Below are 19,085 nucleotides of genomic sequence, written 5' to 3'. Positions count from 1 at the left end.
CTTAAGCACGATCAGGGAGCGAGGCAACCGTGGCCTCGAGTAGATTCGCCGACTTCCAATCCATCCGTTTCCTCGGAGACCCTAGATGATCGCCCCTGGACCGACGCTCGAGACCGCACGCCTCATCCTGCGCCCCACGGCACTGGAGGACCTGGAGGGCTTCGTGACCCTCGCGGGGGACCCGGAGTCCGCGCGCTTCATCGGGGGCGTTCAACCACGCGCGATGGTCTGGCGGGCGATGAGCACCATGGCGGGCTCGTGGGCGCTGCAGGGCTTCGCCATGTTCTCCGTGCTGGAGAAGTCCACGGGCCGCTGGGTGGGACGTGTGGGCCCGTGGAAGCCCGAGGGCTGGCCGGGCACGGAGGTGGGCTGGGGCCTGCTGCGCGACTGCTGGGGCAAGGGCTACGCCACCGAGGCGGCGACAGCCTCCATCGACTGGGCCTTCGAGCACCTCGGATGGACGGAGGTCATCCACTGCATCGCTCCTGAGAACACGCCGTCTCAGGAGGTTGCTCGCCGGCTGGGCTCACGGGTGAAAGGCCAGGTGAAGCTGCCGCCGCCCTATGACACCGCGGTCATCGAGGCCTGGGGACAGAGCCGCGAGGAATGGCGGGCGCGTCGGAAAGCAGGCGCTTGAGGAGGAATGGCAGCACCTCGCCGATCTCCCGCGTCTCCAGGTGGGGAAGCACCTCGCGGTAGAGCTTCCAGGCATGGAACGCGGGCGCGATCCTTCGTGCCAGGGTGAAGGCCCGCTCCAGCGTGTGCTGGCCCCATTCCTCCGCCCAGGGCCGCAGATAGGCCGCACTCACGCGCTCGCGCGCACCGGGGCTCCTTCCCAGCAGCGCCTCGCTCTGGGGACCCTCGAGCAGCATCCATGCGCCGAGGAGTGGCGGTGCGATCACCGCGTCCGTCCAGTCAATGAAGACTGGACCTCGGGGGGTGACGAAGATGTTCGAGGGCCACAGGTCCCCGTGCTCCAGCGTTTCGGGAATTCCGAGCGCGGCCAGCTCGCGGCAGCAGCCCTTCAGCTCCTCGGCCTGGGCGCGGAGGCGCTCAACCTGGGCGCGCGTGAGCCCCTCAGGCGTGTCGAGGAGCAGGGCCGCATCGTCCGCGAGGAGCGCGTCGAACTCCCGCTCGAGCGCCTCGAGCGGTAGACGGTTCAGTCCGAGTGAGGTCCGCGCCTCGTGCCGGGTCCACTGTCGCTGGAGCTCGGCATACGCGCGCGCGGCGGCCTCCCAGGCCGAGGGGTCCGAGACGCTCTCGAGCAGCTCGCCCCCAGCCGCCGCGAGCAGGAGCCACCGGCGCTCCAGGTTCGTGGCGAGCACCTCCGGGATGAGCGCCGGATGGGTCTCCTGGAGCCGGAGCACCAGCCGCGGCTCCGCGGAGTAGGAGGGGGGCAACGCCTTGAAGAAGCACTCTCCCCTCGCGGCGCGGATGCGCAGGACGCACGAGAACTCCCAGGTGCGCAGCTGCTCTATCTCCTGGACGTTCCCCCATCCCGCGGCATGGAGCGCCCGCGCGATCCATGCGGTGGCCTCGTCCCACCAGCCAGGAGCGCTCCACTCCCGCCCATGACGAGGGGGCGTACTGCGCTGCTCCAGCCAGGAGTCGATCAGCCGCTGGTGCACCGGGGGCAGCCCCCTCGCGTGCAGGTGGGCCACGTCGAGCCACTCTCCCTCCGTGGGGCGGAGCGATGCCGGGCCGTGGCTCTCCAGGACGTAGACGCGGTCTGGTGGTGCGCCCACCTGTCCCGGGAAGTTCCCCAGGCATTGCAGCACTGTCATCGGTACGCCGAGCCGCCCCTTCAGCCGCTGAATCACATGCCCGGCTTCCGCGGGGTGCTTCTCCTCGGCCATGAAGGAGGGCAGGGCAAGACCCTCCCTGGTGGGGACCGCCAGCACGCGCGGCTCCGAGGGGTGCCAGAGGATAGCGACATGATGAAGCTGGACGGGCTTGAAGAGCCCCATGTGCCTTCCTTCGTGTGCTACGGGTGGCGAACAGGGGGTTCCTGGCCGACCTGGAAACGCTGGCGCAACTGCTCGAAGGCGGTTGGCCTGGGGTGGGTACGCACGTACTCGTGGATTCGGGCCGCGCACTCCTCTGGAGAGGCGCGCGACGTATCGACCTCCACGTCATACAGCTCATGTGCATGCACCGTCGCGTAGTGGCTGCGCGCATGGCCGCGCGGAGACGTCGCCCGCTGCCGCTCTCGCTCCTCGAGGGCCTCCAGGGGAATCCGCACGCCGACGAAGTACGCATTGACGGAGCGCAGCGCATGGGCGAGCTCGGGGAGCCACTCGCGCTCGTAGAGGATGTGGTCCACGATGACGTTGTTGCCCTGCTCCGCGAACGCCGCGATGGCCTGGTGCATGCCCGCGATGACTCGCCGCCCCTTGGGTCCGAAGCGCAGCGTGAAGAGCGGTGAGCCACTCTCGTCCGTGGAGGGCACGCCGTAGAGCACCTGCTCACAGTCGGGGGGCGAGCCCATGAAGTAGCGCGTCGGCAGCATGGCGACGAGGATCGAGTCGATGCCCATCGCCAGGTAGGGCTCCTCGAAGAGCTCCTGGAGCTTCTTCTGGATGCTCGTCTTGCCCGCGACCGAAGGACCATTCAGCACGATGACGTTTCCGCTCGCCCCGTGCTCTTCGTTCTGGTGTGGCTTGTCTGCTGGCATGGGTTCCTCCTGGGGTCCAGTTCCGCTGTCCTACCTGAAGCGAGTGCTTTTGCGCGCCTCTTTACACTTCTGACCTGTCAGAGGATTGGGTCGAGCGCCGTCCGATGTTATTCATGAGGGAAACACCCCACGCCCCCAGGGCGTGTGCCCGGAGAACGCCTATGGAAGTCCAGAACACGCTCTTTCAAGTCGAGGCCGTTCTTCTTCCGGGCAGCCCTCCGGCGCGCTGACGTTTCTTCTCGCTGACGGAGTTCCTGCTCTGCCCGACGGCCTCCTGGTCGTAAACCAGCCGTCCGTAGGAGCAGTGTGTCTTGTTCTCCCTTTCCAACCTGGGCTTCGGCCCAGACCTTCAATCGCAGTTCGAGCTTCTCTCCGATTCTTCACTCGTCCCAGCCCGCGTGGCGCTGGAGCACGGATCGCGCTACCTGACCTTCACCCCGGCCGGTGAGGCCGAGGCGGTGCTGGCCGGACGCTTCAGCTTCGCGGCGGAGGACAAGCCCGCCGTGGGGGATTGGGTCGCGATTCAGCCCGGCCAGCCGGCTCGAATCGTCCACCTGCTCCAGCGACGAACCTGCATCGTCCGTCAGTCCGCGGGCCGGCGCACGCAGGCCCAAGTCATCGCGGCCAATGTGGACAAGGTGTTCGTCGTCACCTCCCCGGGGCGTGACTTCAATCCCCGCCGCGTCGAGCGCTACCTGGTGGCTGTCCAGGGCGGTGGCGCGGAGCCCATCGTGGTGGTGAACAAGGCGGACCTGGTGCCTGACGTCGACTCGCTCGTGGCCGAGCTCGGCGCGGTGGCTCCCGGTGTGCCGGTGCTCGCGGTGAGTGCACTCCACGCCTCGGGGTTGGAGGGGCTTCGTGTCCATCTCCACGCCGGCTGCACCGTGGCGGTGGTGGGCTCCTCCGGCGTGGGCAAGTCCACCCTGATCAACCGCCTGCTCGGAGCCGAGGTGCTCGCCACGGGCGAGGTAAGCGAGGTGGACGAGAAGGGGCAGCACACGACCACCCATCGCCAGCTCCTCCCGGTGCCTCTCGAGGAGGGTGCCCAGGCCCTGCTCGTGGACACCCCGGGGCTGCGAGAGCTTCAGCTCTGGGCCCAGGCCTCCTCCCTGGCCGGAGTCTTCGCTGACATCGAAGCCCTGGCCGTCGAGTGCCGCTTCCGAGACTGCACCCATGCGCATGAACCGGGCTGCGTGGTTCGCGAGGCGGTCGCTCGCGGCGAGCTCGACGAGGCGCGGTTGTCGAGCCTGCACAAGCTCGCCCGCGAGCAGGCCCATCAGGCCTCGCGCCAGGATGGCTTGGCCCGCCAGGAGCAGCGCCGCAAGGAGAAGCAGTTCGGCCGTATAGGGCGCGAGATCAGCCGGCTTCATCCCAAGCGGCGGAAGTGAAGGCGCGCTGATTATCTTTTGAAGCCTTGCGGAAATATTACCGCTCTTGGCTCCAGTGGAAGAGGACTGGAGCCAAGGGCGGCCTTCACGGACTCAATCTCCGAGACGTACTCCCTGCGATCGAAGGTGAACCGCAGGCGCTCTGCCCCCACCTCCAGCTCCCAACTCACCGTGGACTCAGTCACATCCACGTTGACTCCCTCCCAACCGCCGTCCTCCGCAATCCCGCACGTACACGTGAATATCAGGTACCTGCCAGAGGACTCGGCGCTCCGCGCCAGCTCATCGAAATAGACCAGCGAGTCCCGAAAGGCGTCCATCTCCTCGAGCTCCTGCCCGTCAATCACCACCTTCACGAACGAAACGCCCTTGAAGACACTGCCGCCCCTTTCCTCGCTACGGCCATCCGTCAGCTGGTGGAGGAACAGGGCAAACCAATTCATGCGTCACCTGGCCTTTCTGCGTCGGGTCGTACCGCCGGGAAGAGTGTCGCCTGATTCATGGCCTTGACCTCAAGTCAACTTGAGGTCTTATGGTTGCGTCGAGAAGCGACAAACGCAACCCGCTGTACTTCCAGAGGTGACGACGATGAAGCGCCTGTTCTACCCGGACGTCCTTAGCCCCCGCGCATCGCTGGGCTTGCTTGCCCTGCGGCTGCTCGCGGGGGTCGCGATGATGCATCACGGCTGGGGCAAGATTCAGAACCCCTTTGACTGGATGGGGCCAACGGCCCCCGTGCCTGGCTTCCTCCAGGGGCTCGCGGCCCTGTCCGAGTTCGGTGGCGGGCTCGCGCTGGTGCTCGGCCTGCTCACCCCCCTGGCCATGTTCGGTCTGCTCTGCACGATGGCCTTCGCTTCCTTCTTCCACATCTCGAACGGTGACCCGTTCGTGGGGACGGGAGGGCCGAGCTGGGAGCTGGCGGGGCTCTACTTCGTCATCTCGCTGTGCTTCATCCTGTGCGGCCCGGGGTCCTTCTCGCTCGATGCGAAGCTGTTCCGCCCCGCACCGTCCAAGGCCTGAAGGTGGCGGCAGGCAGCCGTCCTTGATTACGCGGCCGCCTGCCGTGAGCTCGCGCGGTGCTCTTCCATTGTCTTGTGGCGCCCGAGGTAGTTTCCGAAGGCGCTGAGCAGCCCGTCCGCGTCTCGCAGCTTGCTCAGGCAGATGGAGCGCTTGCCCTTGAACACGCCGCCTCCCTGGAGCTCCAGGTCCAGGTACTTCTTGAACAGACGCTCGGCCGTGCTGGCGGACTTCACCTGCTCGAAACGAACGGGCTCTTCCCACTCCGTGTAGCTCACCTGCGCGAAGTCCAGGTGGACCTCCAGCCCAGCCTCCTTGCCCTCGAAGGTGAGGGGCGGGAAGTGCTTCTCCACGTGCTGCCGCTCCGCCTCATTGGACGGCACGTAGCGGTAGGCGAGCGCCAGGTCGTGCGCCGCCGCGAAGCGCGCCTCGTATGCGCCCCACAGCCGTGCCTCGATGGCCTCTGCCTCCAGGATGGCGCTCACCCACGAGGAGGTGGGCGGCTCGAGCAGCACCTGCACCACGTCGGTGGGCGTGAGCGTCTGTCCTACGTTCTCCAGGCGTGCGGCGAGCGGCGGGTGGGAGTCGAACGGATGTGGCGTCACCGCTCCGTGCAGGTCGCCGTGCACGGCCTCGGAGCCGGCGTACTCCGCGAAGCCGAGCGCGACCCGCTGCGCGATGGCCACGCTCTGCTGCTGCTCACTTTGGGCGAAGAGGTCGGCCTCCACGCGGTCGCGGAAGCTCGCGTAGGCGCCGACCTTCACGAGCGAGCGGGCAATGTCCTGGCCCGAGGTGATGCTCGCGGCGAGCCGGTCCGCGGCGAGCTCGCTCGCGCGCCGGCTGCGTCCGAGCGACAGCTCGAACACGGCGCGGTAGGCCACCATGAAGTGGTAGATGGGCCGCGTGAGCACGCCCGAGTGGAGCGCCTCGAGGTATTGCCCGAAGCGCGCGAGCATGGGCGCGAGTCGCTTGCCATGGCCCGTGTCCCCTCCGAGCAGGTGCCCCATCTCATGCGCGAGCACCGCGTCCGCCTCGGAGCGCTCGAGCATGCGCAGCAGGGACAGGCTCACGTAGAGCGTCCGGCCGGTGAGCGTCCGCTCCCCCACGCGCACGTCGCTCTCGGTGACAAAGAAGTTGGTGTCGATGCCGGCGAGGATGTGGTCCGGCGGCGGGGTCCCCAGCCGCTCGCACAGCTGGCGCACGTGGGCCCAGAGCTCCGGCGCGTGCTCCTTCTCGAGCACCTCCGCCTCCACCTCGAAGTCCATGGGCGGGCGGCGGAAGATGGCTGCCACCACGTGGAAGAGGGCGACGGCGGCCAGAATGCCGACCATCAGGATGAGCTTCGGGTAGTAGCGGTTGAACCACAGCGCGGTCATCCAATAGGACAGCCACACGGCCAGCGCGCCCTGCGCGAGCGCCTGGAGCGCCCCGGTGACCCGGAGCACATTCCAGCCCACCACGAAGCTGCCGTACTGGAAGGGCCGCGAGATGAAGGCCGCCAGGGCGCACAGCAGGGCGATAGCGGCGGAGACGAGCCCCAGCACGAGCGCGACGACTGACAGCAAGCCCATCGCCCCGAACTGCCACACGTCCGAGCACGCCTCGCTCAGGCTGTTGCGGAACTCCGCCAGCTCCTCTTCCGTGGAGAGGCATGCCGTCGAGGCCGGGACGGAGCGGAAGAAGTCCAGCGTCTGCTGCCGCTGCGTCTCGTCGAGCTCGGCATCCTGGGAAACCTGTTGCTCGATGCTTTCGAGGACGTCCTCGTCGAACCGGCGGGTGGCGTGGTCGCCGAACCACAGGCCGAAGAGCGGGAGGGCGAAGAGCCAGAGGGCGGGAAGTGCGTAGGTGCGAAGGAAACCGGGGAGTGTCAGGGTGGATTTCATGGAGGACGCAAGGCGCGAGAAAGCGCGGACCCTATCGCTTGGGACGGGTCCAGGGATAGACCCGCCCTCTTCCCCGTGATGCTCAGCCCTGGCGGCGGCGGAGCAGGGCCAGGAAGGTTCCGGCCATCGCGAGAATCCACACGGGCGAGCCTCCCGTTGCGGAGCACCCGCCCTGGTCATCATCACCTTCGTTGCCTTCATCGCCCGAGCCCGCGTCGGGTGTGCCCGAGCCCGCGTCGGGTGTGCCGTTGCCGACGATCACGCTCCACTTCGTGGATGCGGGCTTGTCGCCATCGCTGCCGAGGTCCGCATTGGCGGAGTTGCCGGCGCCAAAGAGCGTGAGGGTGACATCGGTGGAGGGCGCGACCAGGGAGAAGTCAAAACGAAGCTCGTTGCCGTTGAAGGTCTTGGGCGCTGAGTGGGTGAGCTCGCCACCGAGCTTCTTCAGGCCCTCGCCGGCCTGGAGGACCGCCGCCGCGTTGTCCACGGCGATGTCCACACCTCCTACCTTCGCGGCCCCACCCCGGATGATGAACGAGAACTGGCCCGTCGCTCCCGGAGCGAGCGTCGTGGGACCCGAGAACTCGACGGTGGGGGCCGGCCCCCCCTTGTGACACATGTTGCACGCCTGCCCCTCCTTGCCGGACTGGCCGGTGATGCCCGTGCTGGTGGCAAGGGCAGGGGTCGACAAAAGCCAGATGGCAACCACGCTCGCGGTACGGAAGGCAAAACGCATCGGAACTCCAGGAATGGGTGAACGCATGGGGGTTGTGACAACGGAGATGGCTCCCGAGTGTTCTCGAGAGCCGGTCGCTCTAGCGCAGCTGGAGGAAGGAGAAGGCGAGCCCTTGCGTGGTCACGGTGGGCCTGCCGCTCTCGCCCAGCACGTGCAGGGTCGTCGACGCGCTGCCCGCCCCGAACTCGGAGTAGAGGGTCTGGTTCTGCGACTCGAAGAGGAAGACGCTGCCCGTGGTGGACGGGAAGTCGGTCCTCCGTGTCGCCGTCAGGGTGTCGAGCTTCAACTGCCACCACTGCCAACCGGTCCCGCTCGCCACGGTACGGGGATGGGTCCCCTCGTTCACAGGGGCAATGCTCTCATCGAGCACGCGCACGTAGGCCGTCCCCTGGGGGCCGGGGATGAGTGCCCCCGCGGTGCCTCCGCCCACCAGCGAGCTGAGGTCCTTGTAGAAGGAGGGATCGAAGGTGCGCGTCTGGGGATCGAACCTGAGCAGGCACGGCTCCGGCGTCTCTCCCCCCTCTACCCGGTACACCGCGGCGCCGTACGCCTCCGTCGCGATGTAGACCTTGCCATCGGGGCCGACGGCGGCATCGTGCGTGTAGCCGCACCGGTCATCCAGCGCGACGGTGGGCTCGTCCGTCCGTGTGTCGACGGAGACGACGCCCGCCTTCTTGGTGATTCCCACGCCCGAGACCGGACGCCAGCCCACGGGCATGATGATCTGGTTGTCGAGGTGCACGATCGCCCCCGAGAAGGACAGGAGCGTGTCCGGGATGTTCAGCGCGTCGAGGGGGATGCTCTTCGTGACCGTCATCTCGGTGGGGTTCCAGATGACGAGCTGGGCGGTGGTCCCGTCGAAGTAGTAGGCCTTGGTCGCCGAGATGAACTGGAAGTTGTTCTGGTACTCCCCGAGCGACGAGATGCCCTGGCTCTCGAGGCTCAGGGTGCCCGCCTGCTGCAAGCTGCCGCTGCTCGTCAGGTTGTAGCGGGTGATCGTCGCGCTCTCGTCACTCACCACATAGAGCGAGCCAGACTTGGCAAGGCCCACGCCGAGCGCGCGGCCGGGAACCTTGACGGCGTTGTCCAGCGAGAGCGTCGCGGTCTGCTCCGCCTGGTCCGTCACGATGACGAAGCTCTCCATCGGATCCGAGGAGAACAGCTGCGTGGTGATGGCGTACAGCGGCTTGTTATCGCCGTTGCCCGGGTCGACGGGCTCCTCCTTGTCACCACAACCGGAGAGCAGGGCGAAGGCGAGCATCGCGGAGGAGAGTCGCGAGGAGAGAACGGAAACAGGATGCTTCATGGGAACTGCCTTTCTGCCGTGGGGGGAAGTGGGGGTCAGCGCTCAGAGATGAAATTGATACGCATTCTCATTATCGGCGCGTGTTAGATCCATTGCCGCGTCTTGTCAAGAAGCAGGAAGGTCTCCAGGAAAATCACTTCCTCAATCCCTCTCTAGTCAAAGCCCGTGCAGGGCCTTCGCAAGGAGAGGGTCATGGGCAGCCTTGCCGGACCGGCGGCGCTAGCGCGGAGAGGAGTCCAGGGCGCAGCGCTTTCGCGGAACCCACAGCAACAAACTTTTCAAATGTCCCCCCCTGTTGAAGCCTTCAGCGCGACAGTCGCGCCGCAATGCCGTCGAGCACGCACTCCAGCCCCTTGTCGAATCGGACGTCGGACGAGGGGTGGGTGGCGTCTCGAACCACCTTCGAGAGCGTCGGGAAGCGGCCGGTGGCGATCATCCGCTGGAGGTAGGGCCACGTGGCGTTCTGCCATTCCGTCTCGTTCATGCCGCTTTCGCGCTCGGCACGCAGCTCACTGGCTTCGCTCAGGATCGCGCCGATGACGTAGGCATTGACGGTCCCGACAGCCTGGAGTGCGTCATCGATGTTCTCGAAGCCCGGCGTCTCGCTCAACGCGGCGAGTGACGCCTCGGAATGGGCGAGGGCATTCGGGCCGAGATGAGGACGGCCGCCCAGCAGGTCGATGAACCACTTGTGCTTCTTGGCCGCCTGCCGGGTGCGCTGCGCGATCGTCCGGAGCGCCTCGCGCCAGTTGCCGCGGATCGGCCCGGCGGACGCCATCTCGCCGTAGACCGCGTCCACCATGAGCTCGAGCAGCTCCTCCTTGGTGGACAGGTAGCCGTAGAGCCGCATGGGCCCGGCACTGAGCTCGGCTCCGACCTTCCGCAACGACACCGAGGCGAGGCCGTCCTTGTCCGCGAGTGAGATGGCGGCGCGCACGATCCGCTCCCGGCTCAGGGGCCCGGGCGCGGGACGGTTCGCGGGCTCGGGGCGCTCCCAAATGAGCCCCGCATCGGCTGCGGGCGGTTTCTGTCGAGCGGTCATCGCGGCTCTTCTTGTCCTGAACGTGGCGCAGTTGACAACCTGGGATGTCCGATACAGTGTATTGGTCGATACGATGTATCGGAGACAGCCATGAAGACAGAATCAACCTCGGTGCTCGTGGTCGGAGGCGGCCTGGTGGGTTTATCGGCCGCGATGTTCCTTGCCTGGCGCGGTGTGCCAACCGTCCTCGTCGAGCGGCACCCGGGCAGCTCACCGCACCCGCGTGCGATCGGCTACACGCCGAGGACGATGGAGCTCTTTCGTGCCGTCGGGCTGGGCCCTCGCATTCCCCAGGCGCCGGCCGACTTCCGGCTGCGCAGGGGCCGGGTCGAGAGTCTGGCCGGACAGTGGTTCGAGGAGACCCCCTGGACACCCGAGACCCAGCAGTCGCCCGGGCTCGAGTACTCGCCGTGCACCGGCGCCGCGGTTGCCCAGGATCGTCTCGAGCCCATCCTTCGTGAGAAGGCGATCGCGCTTGGTGCCGACATCCGGCTCTCAACGGAGTTGATCCGGTTCGAACAGGGGGCTGACGGGGTTGTCGCCTCGCTGCGCGCTCGCGATGGACGAGAGTACACGATGCGGGCTGCGTATCTGATCGCGGCGGATGGCCATGACAGCCCGATTCGCGAGGCATTGGGGATCGGTCGGAAGGGACGCGGCCTCATCCGGACGCTGCGCAGCGTGCTCTTCCGGGCTCCGCTCGAGGAGTACCTTCGCTCGGGGATTTCGCAGTTCAACATCGACCAGCCGGGATTCAAGGCGTTCCTCACGACCTACGGCGATGGTCGTTGGGTGCTGATGTTCTCGGATGACGAGGAACGCGACGAAGGCACGTTGAGGGAGATGGTGTCCAAGGCGATCGGCAGGACGGACCTCGAGGTCGAGCTCATCACCACTGGCCGATGGGAGCTGAGCGCACGCATCGCGGACAGCTTCGCGTCCGGCAGGATCTTCCTGGCCGGGGATGCCGCGCACACCCTGCCGCCGACTCGTGGTGGCTATGGTGCGAACACCGGCATCGAGGATGCCCACAATCTCGCGTGGAAGTTGTCCGCGGTCGTCTCTGGTGCGTCGATGCCGCGGCTGCTCGACACCTACGACGCCGAACGGCGCCCGATCGCCTGGCTTCGGCATGAGCAGCTCTTCGCCCGAAGCGACTACGCGGCGGACGCGGCAGGGAACTCCAAGGATGTGCCGATTATCGACGACGCCGCCATGGAGTTCGGCCAGCTGTATCGCTCGTCCGCGGTGCTCGATGCCAGCAATGAGCTCCCGCCCGCGTTGCGGCCCGAGCAATGGGCGGGTCAGCCTGGCACGCGTGCGCCGCATCTGTGGATGTCCAAGGACGGCGAGCGGGTGTCCACGCTCGACTTGTTCCAGCGAGGCTGGGTGCTGCTTGCCCAGGACGAGCGGTGGGGCCCCGCCGTCGCGCAGGTCGGCAAGCAATTGGGCATCGAGGTGCAGTGCCTCCGCATCGGCATCGATGTGCGACCGTCCGATGAGAGCGCTTTCCGGACGGCTTTCGGCCTCGGGGTAGGGGGGGCCTCGCTGATCCGTCCGGATGGCTACGTGGCCTGGCGCGCGAGCGAGCTGCTGGAGGATCCTCGCCGTTCGTTCGGCGACGCCCTCCGGCAGGTGTCATGCGCTGCGCGCTAGGCTCGTTCAGGGCTCCAACAGGCTCGGAGGCGACAGGGGATGCCCGGTCACGGCTGTCATACCTGGCCGTGCTCCCAGTCATCTTCCAGTCCGTGAGCTCAGTCGAGCGGCAGCATGAGCGTGAATGTCGCGCCCGCCCCGGGCCGGCTGTCGAGCGTCACGCTGCCTTGGTGTGCCTCTACCATCTGTTTCACAATCCAAAGCCCCAAGCCGAATCCACCTGCGAACGTCTGGCTCCCCGCCTGGATGAAACGCTCGAAGATTCGCTCGTGGTCCTTCTCGGCGATACCCGGCCCTGCGTCTCGAACGACGAGCCTCACCCAGGGACCTTCCGTCTGCACCCGGATGTTCACAGGAGCGCCAGGGGCGTAGCGAGCCGCGTTTTGCAACAGGTTGGTGAGCGCCTGCTCGACACGCATCTTGTCCCAGCAGCCCACGATGGGTTCGCGAGCCTCGACATGGACCTGGCACTGGGCCCGCGCGAATTCCTCCGCGAAGCGCTCCACGGTATCCGCCACCAGCTCCGACATGTCGAAGGACTCGCGCTGCAGCATCGGAGTCCTGGCATCCGCACGAGAGACATCCAGCAGGTTGTTGATGAGCTTCTCGAGTCGGCCGCACTGCTCTTGGATCCGGTTCAGCCGGGCGTTGAGCTGTTCCGCGGTCAGCATGCCCTTCGCTTGGGCGCGAGCCATTCCCTGGACATAGAGCTGGAGCGAGGCGATGGGGGTCTTCAATTCGTGCGACGCGACGGAGAGAAACTCATCTCGTGCCTGGACGGCGTGCTCGAGAGCGGCGGTTCGGTCGAGGACACGGCGCTCGAGCTCGGCGTTGAGGCGCTGCAGCTCATCCTTCGCCATGCTCAGCGCGGCGCTCTCGATCATCTGCCAGTTGCCCGCCCGGCGCGTGAGGGCGAACTGGTGGTTGGCGACCACATCGAGGATGTCATGAGGCTGGCAGCGGCCCAGGCAATAGCTGCACATCCCAATGATGTGACGGTCCTTGAAGGTCCGCGAGACGCGGGCCTCGTAATCGACGAAGCCATTCCAGTCCGAGCGTTCGACCCAGTACGTATTTCCCGTCAGCCGCAGCCCGGCGAACCCATGCGCCAGGGCCTGCTCTTCACGCTCGACCCATCCTCGCAGGGTGTCGTCTGGGTCCGATTTCCCCGTCCGCGCGTACCAGTCCTGATGGTCGATGATCTCGATCTGGTTGCGCCGCTCTCGGTCCTCGAGATCCGGTACGACCGAACGGAGCGCCGTCCGGGCGTCTTCGGCCCGGAGAGGCTCCGAAGTCACCCACAGGCACTTCTCGTTGTGGTCAAGGCCCGCTTTGAAATAGGGCACGAGCGAGTCCACCAGATCTTCCCGATCCTCGTAGAACTGGCAGAAATGTGACCCCCAGGGCAAGGAGCCGACGACGGAGAGCCCACTGGGCCTGTGATGGTCGTACATGGTGAACCTTGTTTAGAGCGGACTCCCTTGTCCCACAACCGGGATATGGGCCCTTGTCGGAAATTTTCTACAGGTGGCCGATGACCCGCCCTCCAGGCGAGCGCTCGTTGAGGACGAGGCTCTGGGCCTCGGGTGCGGCCTTGTACCCGCGGGTTGTGAGGGCCCGGCCCGTGTCACCCGATGTGCGAGCGTGCATGAGATGTTCCCCAACGCCACCCAGTGACTGAAGCCATCACATCAGCAATACCGCCCCTGAAACCGGCTCGCACTTCCATCGCCCACCGCGCCTGAGCTTCGCCGAAGCGCGGAATCAGTACGGCGGCGTGACCTCGCGCTGGTTATAGGGGCTCCCATGAAAATCGCCATCGTTGGTCCCGGCGCCATCGGCAGCACCTTCGCTTTTCATCTTGCTCGCGCAGGCCACGACGTGACGGTCGTCGCGCGCGGTGCACGCCTCGCGCAGCTCGAGAAGGAGCGCGCCATTGTCACCACGGATGAGCGGCGCGCACCGGTTGAAGTGAGCGCCGCGCTCGACGCCACCACACCGTGGGACCTGGTGCTGGTCACCGTTCTTGAATCACAGGTGGATGTGGTGTTGCCCGCGGTGCAACGCAGCGCCGCGAAGCAGGTGATGTTCATGTTCAACACCTTCGAGCCGCTCGACCGGTTTCGCGACGCGGTGGGGGCCAACCGTTTCGTCTTTGGCTTTCCAGCCATCCTCGCCGAGCTCAAGGACGGCAAACTCGAAGCTCAAGTCATCCCTCGCTCGCTCTCCGCTTTGCAGATCACCATCGTCACGGATCGCGCATGGGCTGAGACTTTCTCAAAGGCCGGCATTGCCACCGACACGCAGGCCGATATGCACAGCTGGTTGCGCACCCACGCGGCAGTGGTGGTGCCGGTGATGATCCTCGCTGACCGTGTTTACAAGCGCGGGTCCGGGCTCTCGTGGAATGAGGCGCGCGAGATTGCTTCAGTCCTGGTCGAAGGGCTCGAGCTCGTTCGCTCGCTCGGCCATCCATTGACGCCTTCGAACGTGGCGGTCCTCGGCAAGACGCCGGCTTCTCTCCTTACGCTCGGGCTGTGGTTGCTCAGTCGGAACCCCGCGATCACTTCACTTGGGGGAAAGGGGCCCGGTGAGGCGCGAACGCTGATTGATTCCATGGTGGCTGCTGCGCCGACTCGGAGTGCGATGCTCCAGTCACTGCGACCGTGATCAACTCCAATACCGATACACCCATGGCGGATTCTGCCCCACCCACACCACGAGCTACCGGCCCGATCCCTGGTGTGGCTGAGCCCACCACGGCCTGCTCTTGAGAGCCATCTCGCTCACTTCGACGGGACGAAGCGGACCTCGGGAGTCCGCGCGTCGGGCGCGGCGAAGGCGAGCAGTCGAGCCCCCTCCTCGGCCAGTGCGGCTCGCTCGGGCTTCTTCAGCGCGGTGAACGGGCTGATGACCAGCGCAGCCCGCTCCCGCTCCTGCTCAAGCTTCCACGTGCCCCGCACGAAGCCGTCGACGAGGAACGTCGAGAGAAACAGGCCATTGGCGGTGGCGATCGCCTGGCGGTGCTCCTCGGAGATGATGCGGGTACGGTCTGCGTGGGAGAGCAACACATTGTCGAAGTCGGGCAGGAAGCGCGGCGGCGCGGGGACCTCCGGCTCAGGAAGCGGAGCGTTGGGTACATCGAACAACTCCACGCCGTGCTCGTCCCGAAAGGTGCGCAGACGAGGCCGGAGCTCCTCGATGACTTCTCGCAGCCGCGTCAGACCCGACCAGGTCTGGACATCCTTGACGCTGGCCGGCCCGAAGGCCGCGAGGTAGCGGAGAATCAGCTCATCGAGCGACAACTCGGAGCTGGCCTTACCGCCAAGCCAGGACTCCGCCGTGGTGCTCGCGGCCTGTCCACCGACGCCCCAGAGGCCTCGTGGAGGCACCTGGACCAGCGGCACCAGGTTGCGGATGGCATAGGCGAGGGATTTGGCGTCGCGCTCGGGCCATCTCTCCTGGAGGAGCTCTCCGAGCTCGATGAGGGGGCGGGGCTTCTCCTCGACCAGGGCTCGGCCGAAGGCCACGAGGGCGGAGATGTCCATTCCCTCGAGGGCTCGGCCGTAGGCGCTGCCGGTGAGCAGGGCGCGTTCGAGGACCGGTTGCAGAAGGGTTCGCAGGGGCAGGCAGTCCCGTGCGGTGACCAGGTGGATCGTCGAGCGCATCAGCGCGATGCGTACGGCTCGGCGCCGGGAGATGAGCCGGGACAACGCCTCGGGCTGGAAGCCGTCGAGTCGTGTCCACAGGCCGAAATAGGGCGGATTCGTGGCCTGCGCCTGCATGCCGACGAGGTGCTGGAGCGTCTTTTCGACGGACAGCGTCGAGCGCCGGAGGAGCAGCTGACGTTCGAGCAGGGCCCGATTGAGCGAGCGCAGGGGCAGCACGGTGGAGGAGGACCGTTTCGGCATGTCCGATACGATGGCCGATGTCTCGGTGCTCGCGTCAACGAAAGTCGCCGGAGCATCGGTCCCAAAGTATTTCATGCGTGATTCAAGGGACGGAACGCTTGAGCACATGAATCAAGGAAATCACTGGTTTCTTCAGCTGCGCATATTTCTCGGAAATCGAGAGTCGACTATATCGGTGCTTGCAGTCCTTACCCCCCTGGAGAGGTTGCAAGCACATGAGTATCCGTTGGAGAGAAAGCGTCCTCTGGGCGCTGATGCTGGTGGCGGTGGGCCCGTCCGCTGCGTTCGCTGATACGGCGACTGTCTATTACTACACACCCTACAAGGCTTGGAGCTCGCCCTACATACACCACAACGCCAGTGGGAGCTGGACGACTTCACCGGGCACGTCCCTGGGTCCGGCCTGCACGAACTGGGTGATGAAGGTTCTCACCACGGGGACGGCGAGCAGCTTCCAGGCCGTCTTCACCGACGGGCAGAATCACTGGGACAATTACAACAACCAGTCTGGTGCCAATTACAACATCCCGACCAGCGGCACCCATCAAATCAAGAATGGCCAGCTCCTGGCCAACGCCGGCTCACCCTGCACGACCTCCACCAACAACCAGTCCGAGGTGTATTACTATACCGGCTCGCGTGGCTGGAGCTCCGTCAACATCCACTATGCGCCGACCGGTGGCGCCTGGACCACTCCGCCCGGTGTGGCGATGAATGAGACCGCTTGTACGGATTGGGTGAAGAAGACCGTCGCTCTGGGCTCCGCGACGGGGATGAAGGCGGCGTTCAACAACGGCACCACCTGGGACAACAACAGCGGCTCGGACTACTCTCTGGGAACGGGGCTGATCACCGTGAAGGAGGGGGTGGTCACCGCCAATGCGACATCCCCGTGCGTAGCCCTGCCCCCCGACACCATCGCGCCCTCCATCCCCTCGCGGCTCACTGCATTGGCTTCCGGTACGCAGATCTCCCTGTCGTGGGAGGCCTCGACCGACAATCGCGCCGTGACAGGCTATGAGCTGGTTCGCACGGGCGGCACCCAGGGCACGAAGACCTGGACCACTTCCTCCACAAGCTACAGCGATACGGGCCTGAGCGCCCGGACGGCCTACCTCTACACGGTCAAGGCCTTCGATGCCGCGGGCAACAAGTCCGCGGCGAGCACCTCGGCCTCGGCCACCACGGGTGACGCGCCGCAGCCCGCCCCCCCGGGACAGCCGCTGGGCGGAGACATCCGCGAGGATTCGATCTACTTCGTGCTGACCGCGCGCTTCTTCGACGGCGATTCCTCCAACAACCGCGGTGGCAGCATGCACGTGCAGTCGGGCAACGCCGCCAACAACGATCCGATGTTCCGCGGCGACTTCAAGGGGCTCATCCAGAAGCTCGACTACATCAAGGCACTGGGCTTCTCCGCCGTCTGGATCACCCCGGTGGTGCTCAACCGGTCGGACTACGACTACCACGGCTACCACGGCTGGGACTTCCATCGGATCGACCCGCGCCTGGAGTCCCCGGGGGCGAGCTACCAGGAGCTCATCAACGCGGCCCACGCCAAGGGCATCAAGATCATCCAGGACGTGGTCTACAACCACTCCAGCCGCTGGGGGGCGAAGGGGCTGTTCGCGCCCAAGGTCTATGGCGTGCGCGACAGCCAGTGGAGCTGGTACTACGACGCGCCCGTTCCGGGTTTCACCTATGACGGGCTGACCGTGGAGCCCACCTCCGGCAAGTCCTATTACAACGGAGATTTGTGGTCGACGGCCGAGCCCGCGGGCAACACCTGCCGCAATTGGGGCGTCCCCACGGGCGGCTACAGCAAGGAGGGCTACCGCCTCTACAATTGCCAGTGGCCCAACCCCACCTCCGGCATGTTCCCGGCGCAGTACTTCCATCAGTGCTGGATTGGAAACTGGGAGGGTGAGGATTCGCGCAGCTGCTGGATTCACGAGGACCTGGCGGACTTCAACACGGAGAGCACGTCCGTGCAGAACTTCCTCATCGGTGTCTACAACAAGTACATCGACATGGGCGTGGATGGCTTCCGCATCGACACCGCGGTTCACATTCCCCGCGTCACCTGGAACCGGCGTTTCTTGCCCGCGGCCAAACAGCACGCCGAGGAGAAGTTCGGCACCAAGGGCAAGGACTTCTTCATGTTCGGCGAGGTGGGCTCGTTTGTGAACGACAAGTGGAACCGCGGCTCGCCCAACCACTCCGCGCAATTCTTCACCTGGAAGGAGCGCCGGACCTACAGCGCCGATGACACCACGGCCGCGCTGGAGCAATACAACTACGAGCAGGCTCAGGGCACGAGCTCGCAGCCCACGTCCACCAATGCCTTCCTCCAGGGCAACCTCTACCATGCTCCGGATCACAGCCAGTTCTCGGGGATGAGCGTGATCGACATGCGCATGCACATGAACTTCTCCGAGGCCAGCAATGCCTTCTTCAACGGCAAGGACTCGGACGACAGCTACAACGACGCCACCTACAACGTCGTGTATGTCGACTCCCACGACTACGGCCCGAACAAGTCCGGAACCCGCTACGCCGGAGGCACCGAGGCCTGGGCGGAGAACATGAGCCTGATGTGGACCTTCCGCGGCATTCCGACGCTGTATTACGGCTCGGAGATCGAGTTCCAGGCTGGCAAGCAAATCGACTGCGGCCCCACGTGTGCCCTGGCCACCACGGGTCGCGCCTACTATGGCAACAACCTCGAGGGGAGCGTCTCAGCCTCGGACTTCGGCGTGGTGGGGAGCGCTTCGGGCAAGGTTGCCGAGACGCTCAACAAGCCGTTGGCGAAGCACCTGCAACGTCTGAATCAGATCCGCCGCCGGATCCCCGCGTTGCAGAAGGGGCAATACTCCACGGACGGCGTCCAGGGTGGCATGGCGTTCAAACGACGGTTCACGGATGCGTCCAAGGGGGTGGACAGCTTCGCGCTGGTGACCATCTCCGGCGGCGCCACCTTCAGCGGCATCCCCAACGGCACCTACAAGGATGCGATTACGGGTGACGTGAAGACCGTGACGAGCGGCACGCTGACCGCCAGCGTCTCCGGCAAGGGTAATCTGCGGGTGTACGTGCTCGAGCTGCCAGGCAACCCGGCGCCCGGCAAGGTGGGCGTGGATGGCCCCTTCTTGAAGCCCTGATGTGTGGCGGCCAGGTGTTCCCCTCTGTCTGGGCGGGGCGCCTGGCCGCTGGTTTCGTTGAGCAGCACTCCGGGACGTCATGGTAGCTCCTGTCGAAGCGGGTGCTGCCACACGTGTCCTATCGACAGTGAACGTGAGAAGGGGCTCCGCGCGGCTCGATCCGGCCGCCGAGCCGCTCGGACGCGATTCCCGACCGCTCGCTCGGGTGCAGCCGAGCGGTGCTCCACTCTGCGCTATCTCTGCGTCACCTGGCACTCCCGCCGGTCGAGGAGCGCAGCGATGGGATGGAGCAGCTGGAATGTCTGCGGAAC

The 19,085-nt window shown here is 66.0% G+C and carries 16 protein-coding genes; 6 read left to right on the top strand and 10 right to left on the bottom strand.

The annotated features are described in order from the left end of the window. Positions 1–85: 85 nt before the first annotated feature. The gene (locus F0U60_RS44335) at positions 86–637 is read left to right on the top strand and encodes a GNAT family N-acetyltransferase (RefSeq protein WP_395809366.1); all 552 of its coding nucleotides are present in this window, start codon (positions 86–88) and stop codon (positions 635–637) included. Here the strand turns inward: F0U60_RS44335 and F0U60_RS44330 are convergent. Beyond that, entirely contained in the window at positions 576–1,967 is a 1,392-nt protein-coding gene (locus F0U60_RS44330) for a phosphotransferase family protein (RefSeq protein ID WP_395809364.1), read from the bottom strand. The two genes, F0U60_RS44335 and F0U60_RS44330, sit on opposite strands and share 62 nt — an antisense overlap. Positions 1,968–1,984: 17 nt before the next feature. Beyond that, complete coding sequence (locus F0U60_RS44325; RefSeq protein ID WP_395809362.1) at positions 1,985–2,674, bottom strand: chloramphenicol phosphotransferase CPT family protein; 690 nt, start codon at positions 2,672–2,674, stop codon at positions 1,985–1,987. A 311-nt stretch (positions 2,675–2,985) separates the two neighbouring features. On the opposite strand from F0U60_RS44325, the gene rsgA reads away from it, so the two are divergent. Then, complete coding sequence (gene rsgA / locus F0U60_RS44320; protein ID WP_395809360.1) at positions 2,986–4,062, top strand: ribosome small subunit-dependent GTPase A; 1,077 nt, start codon at positions 2,986–2,988, stop codon at positions 4,060–4,062. An 11-nt stretch (positions 4,063–4,073) separates the two neighbouring features. On the opposite strand, the gene F0U60_RS44315 is transcribed toward rsgA, so the two are convergent. Continuing rightward, the gene (locus F0U60_RS44315; RefSeq protein WP_395809358.1) at positions 4,074–4,505 is read right to left on the bottom strand and encodes a hypothetical protein; all 432 of its coding nucleotides are present in this window, start codon (positions 4,503–4,505) and stop codon (positions 4,074–4,076) included. Between the two features lie 145 nt (positions 4,506–4,650). On the opposite strand from F0U60_RS44315, the gene F0U60_RS44310 reads away from it, so the two are divergent. Further along, positions 4,651–5,082 carry a DoxX family protein gene (locus F0U60_RS44310; RefSeq protein WP_395809356.1) on the top strand — a complete coding sequence of 144 codons (432 nt, stop codon included), beginning with the start codon at positions 4,651–4,653 and terminating at the stop codon, positions 5,080–5,082. A 26-nt stretch (positions 5,083–5,108) separates the two neighbouring features. Here F0U60_RS44310 and F0U60_RS44305 read toward each other — a convergent pair whose 3' ends face one another. The 4 genes from F0U60_RS44305 to F0U60_RS44290 form a co-directional block, all read right to left on the bottom strand. Beyond that, positions 5,109–6,962: a M48 family metallopeptidase gene (locus tag F0U60_RS44305; RefSeq protein WP_395809354.1), complete on the bottom strand. Its 1,854-nt coding sequence runs from the start codon at positions 6,960–6,962 to the stop codon at positions 5,109–5,111. A gap of 82 nt (positions 6,963–7,044) precedes the next feature. Continuing rightward, entirely contained in the window at positions 7,045–7,698 is a 654-nt protein-coding gene (locus F0U60_RS44300) for an MXAN_6652 family MXYO-CTERM-anchored protein (protein WP_395809352.1), read from the bottom strand. A 79-nt stretch (positions 7,699–7,777) separates the two neighbouring features. Next, positions 7,778–9,004, bottom strand: a complete 1,227-nt coding sequence (locus F0U60_RS44295; protein WP_395809350.1) for an MxcI protein — start codon at positions 9,002–9,004, stop codon at positions 7,778–7,780. Positions 9,005–9,308: 304 nt separating this feature from the next. After that, positions 9,309–10,046: a TetR/AcrR family transcriptional regulator C-terminal domain-containing protein gene (locus tag F0U60_RS44290; protein ID WP_395809348.1), complete on the bottom strand. Its 738-nt coding sequence runs from the start codon at positions 10,044–10,046 to the stop codon at positions 9,309–9,311. Positions 10,047–10,136: 90 nt separating this feature from the next. Here F0U60_RS44290 and F0U60_RS44285 point away from each other — a divergent pair, with 90 nt between their 5' ends. Then, positions 10,137–11,702 carry an FAD-dependent monooxygenase gene (locus F0U60_RS44285; protein WP_395809346.1) on the top strand — a complete coding sequence of 522 codons (1,566 nt, stop codon included), beginning with the start codon at positions 10,137–10,139 and terminating at the stop codon, positions 11,700–11,702. 98 nt (positions 11,703–11,800) lie between these two features. Here the strand turns inward: F0U60_RS44285 and F0U60_RS44280 are convergent, their stop codons facing one another. Continuing rightward, positions 11,801–13,156, bottom strand: coding sequence for an MEDS domain-containing protein (locus tag F0U60_RS44280; protein WP_395809344.1), 1,356 nt, complete (start codon positions 13,154–13,156; stop codon positions 11,801–11,803). A gap of 67 nt (positions 13,157–13,223) precedes the next feature. Then, a complete protein-coding gene (locus F0U60_RS44275) occupies positions 13,224–13,352 on the bottom strand; it encodes a hypothetical protein (protein WP_395809342.1) in 129 nt (42 codons plus the stop codon). 156 nt (positions 13,353–13,508) lie between these two features. Between F0U60_RS44275 and F0U60_RS44270 the strand changes: the two genes are divergently transcribed. After that, positions 13,509–14,372, top strand: a complete 864-nt coding sequence (locus F0U60_RS44270) for a ketopantoate reductase family protein (protein ID WP_395809340.1) — start codon at positions 13,509–13,511, stop codon at positions 14,370–14,372. A gap of 116 nt (positions 14,373–14,488) precedes the next feature. On the opposite strand, the gene F0U60_RS44265 is transcribed toward F0U60_RS44270, so the two are convergent. Next, positions 14,489–15,688 carry a winged helix DNA-binding domain-containing protein gene (locus F0U60_RS44265; protein WP_395809338.1) on the bottom strand — a complete coding sequence of 400 codons (1,200 nt, stop codon included), beginning with the start codon at positions 15,686–15,688 and terminating at the stop codon, positions 14,489–14,491. A gap of 140 nt (positions 15,689–15,828) precedes the next feature. Between F0U60_RS44265 and F0U60_RS44260 the strand changes: the two genes are divergently transcribed. Further along, positions 15,829–18,774, top strand: a complete 2,946-nt coding sequence (locus F0U60_RS44260; protein WP_395809336.1) for a carbohydrate binding domain-containing protein — start codon at positions 15,829–15,831, stop codon at positions 18,772–18,774. Positions 18,775–19,085 lie beyond the last annotated feature (311 nt).

It is taken from the genome of Archangium minus (genome assembly GCF_044360475.1).
GTDB classification, from domain to species: Bacteria; Myxococcota; Myxococcia; order Myxococcales; family Myxococcaceae; genus Archangium; species Archangium minus.
Note: the sequence above shows the minus strand (reverse complement) of the source record. Positions and strands in the feature narration are given on the sequence as shown.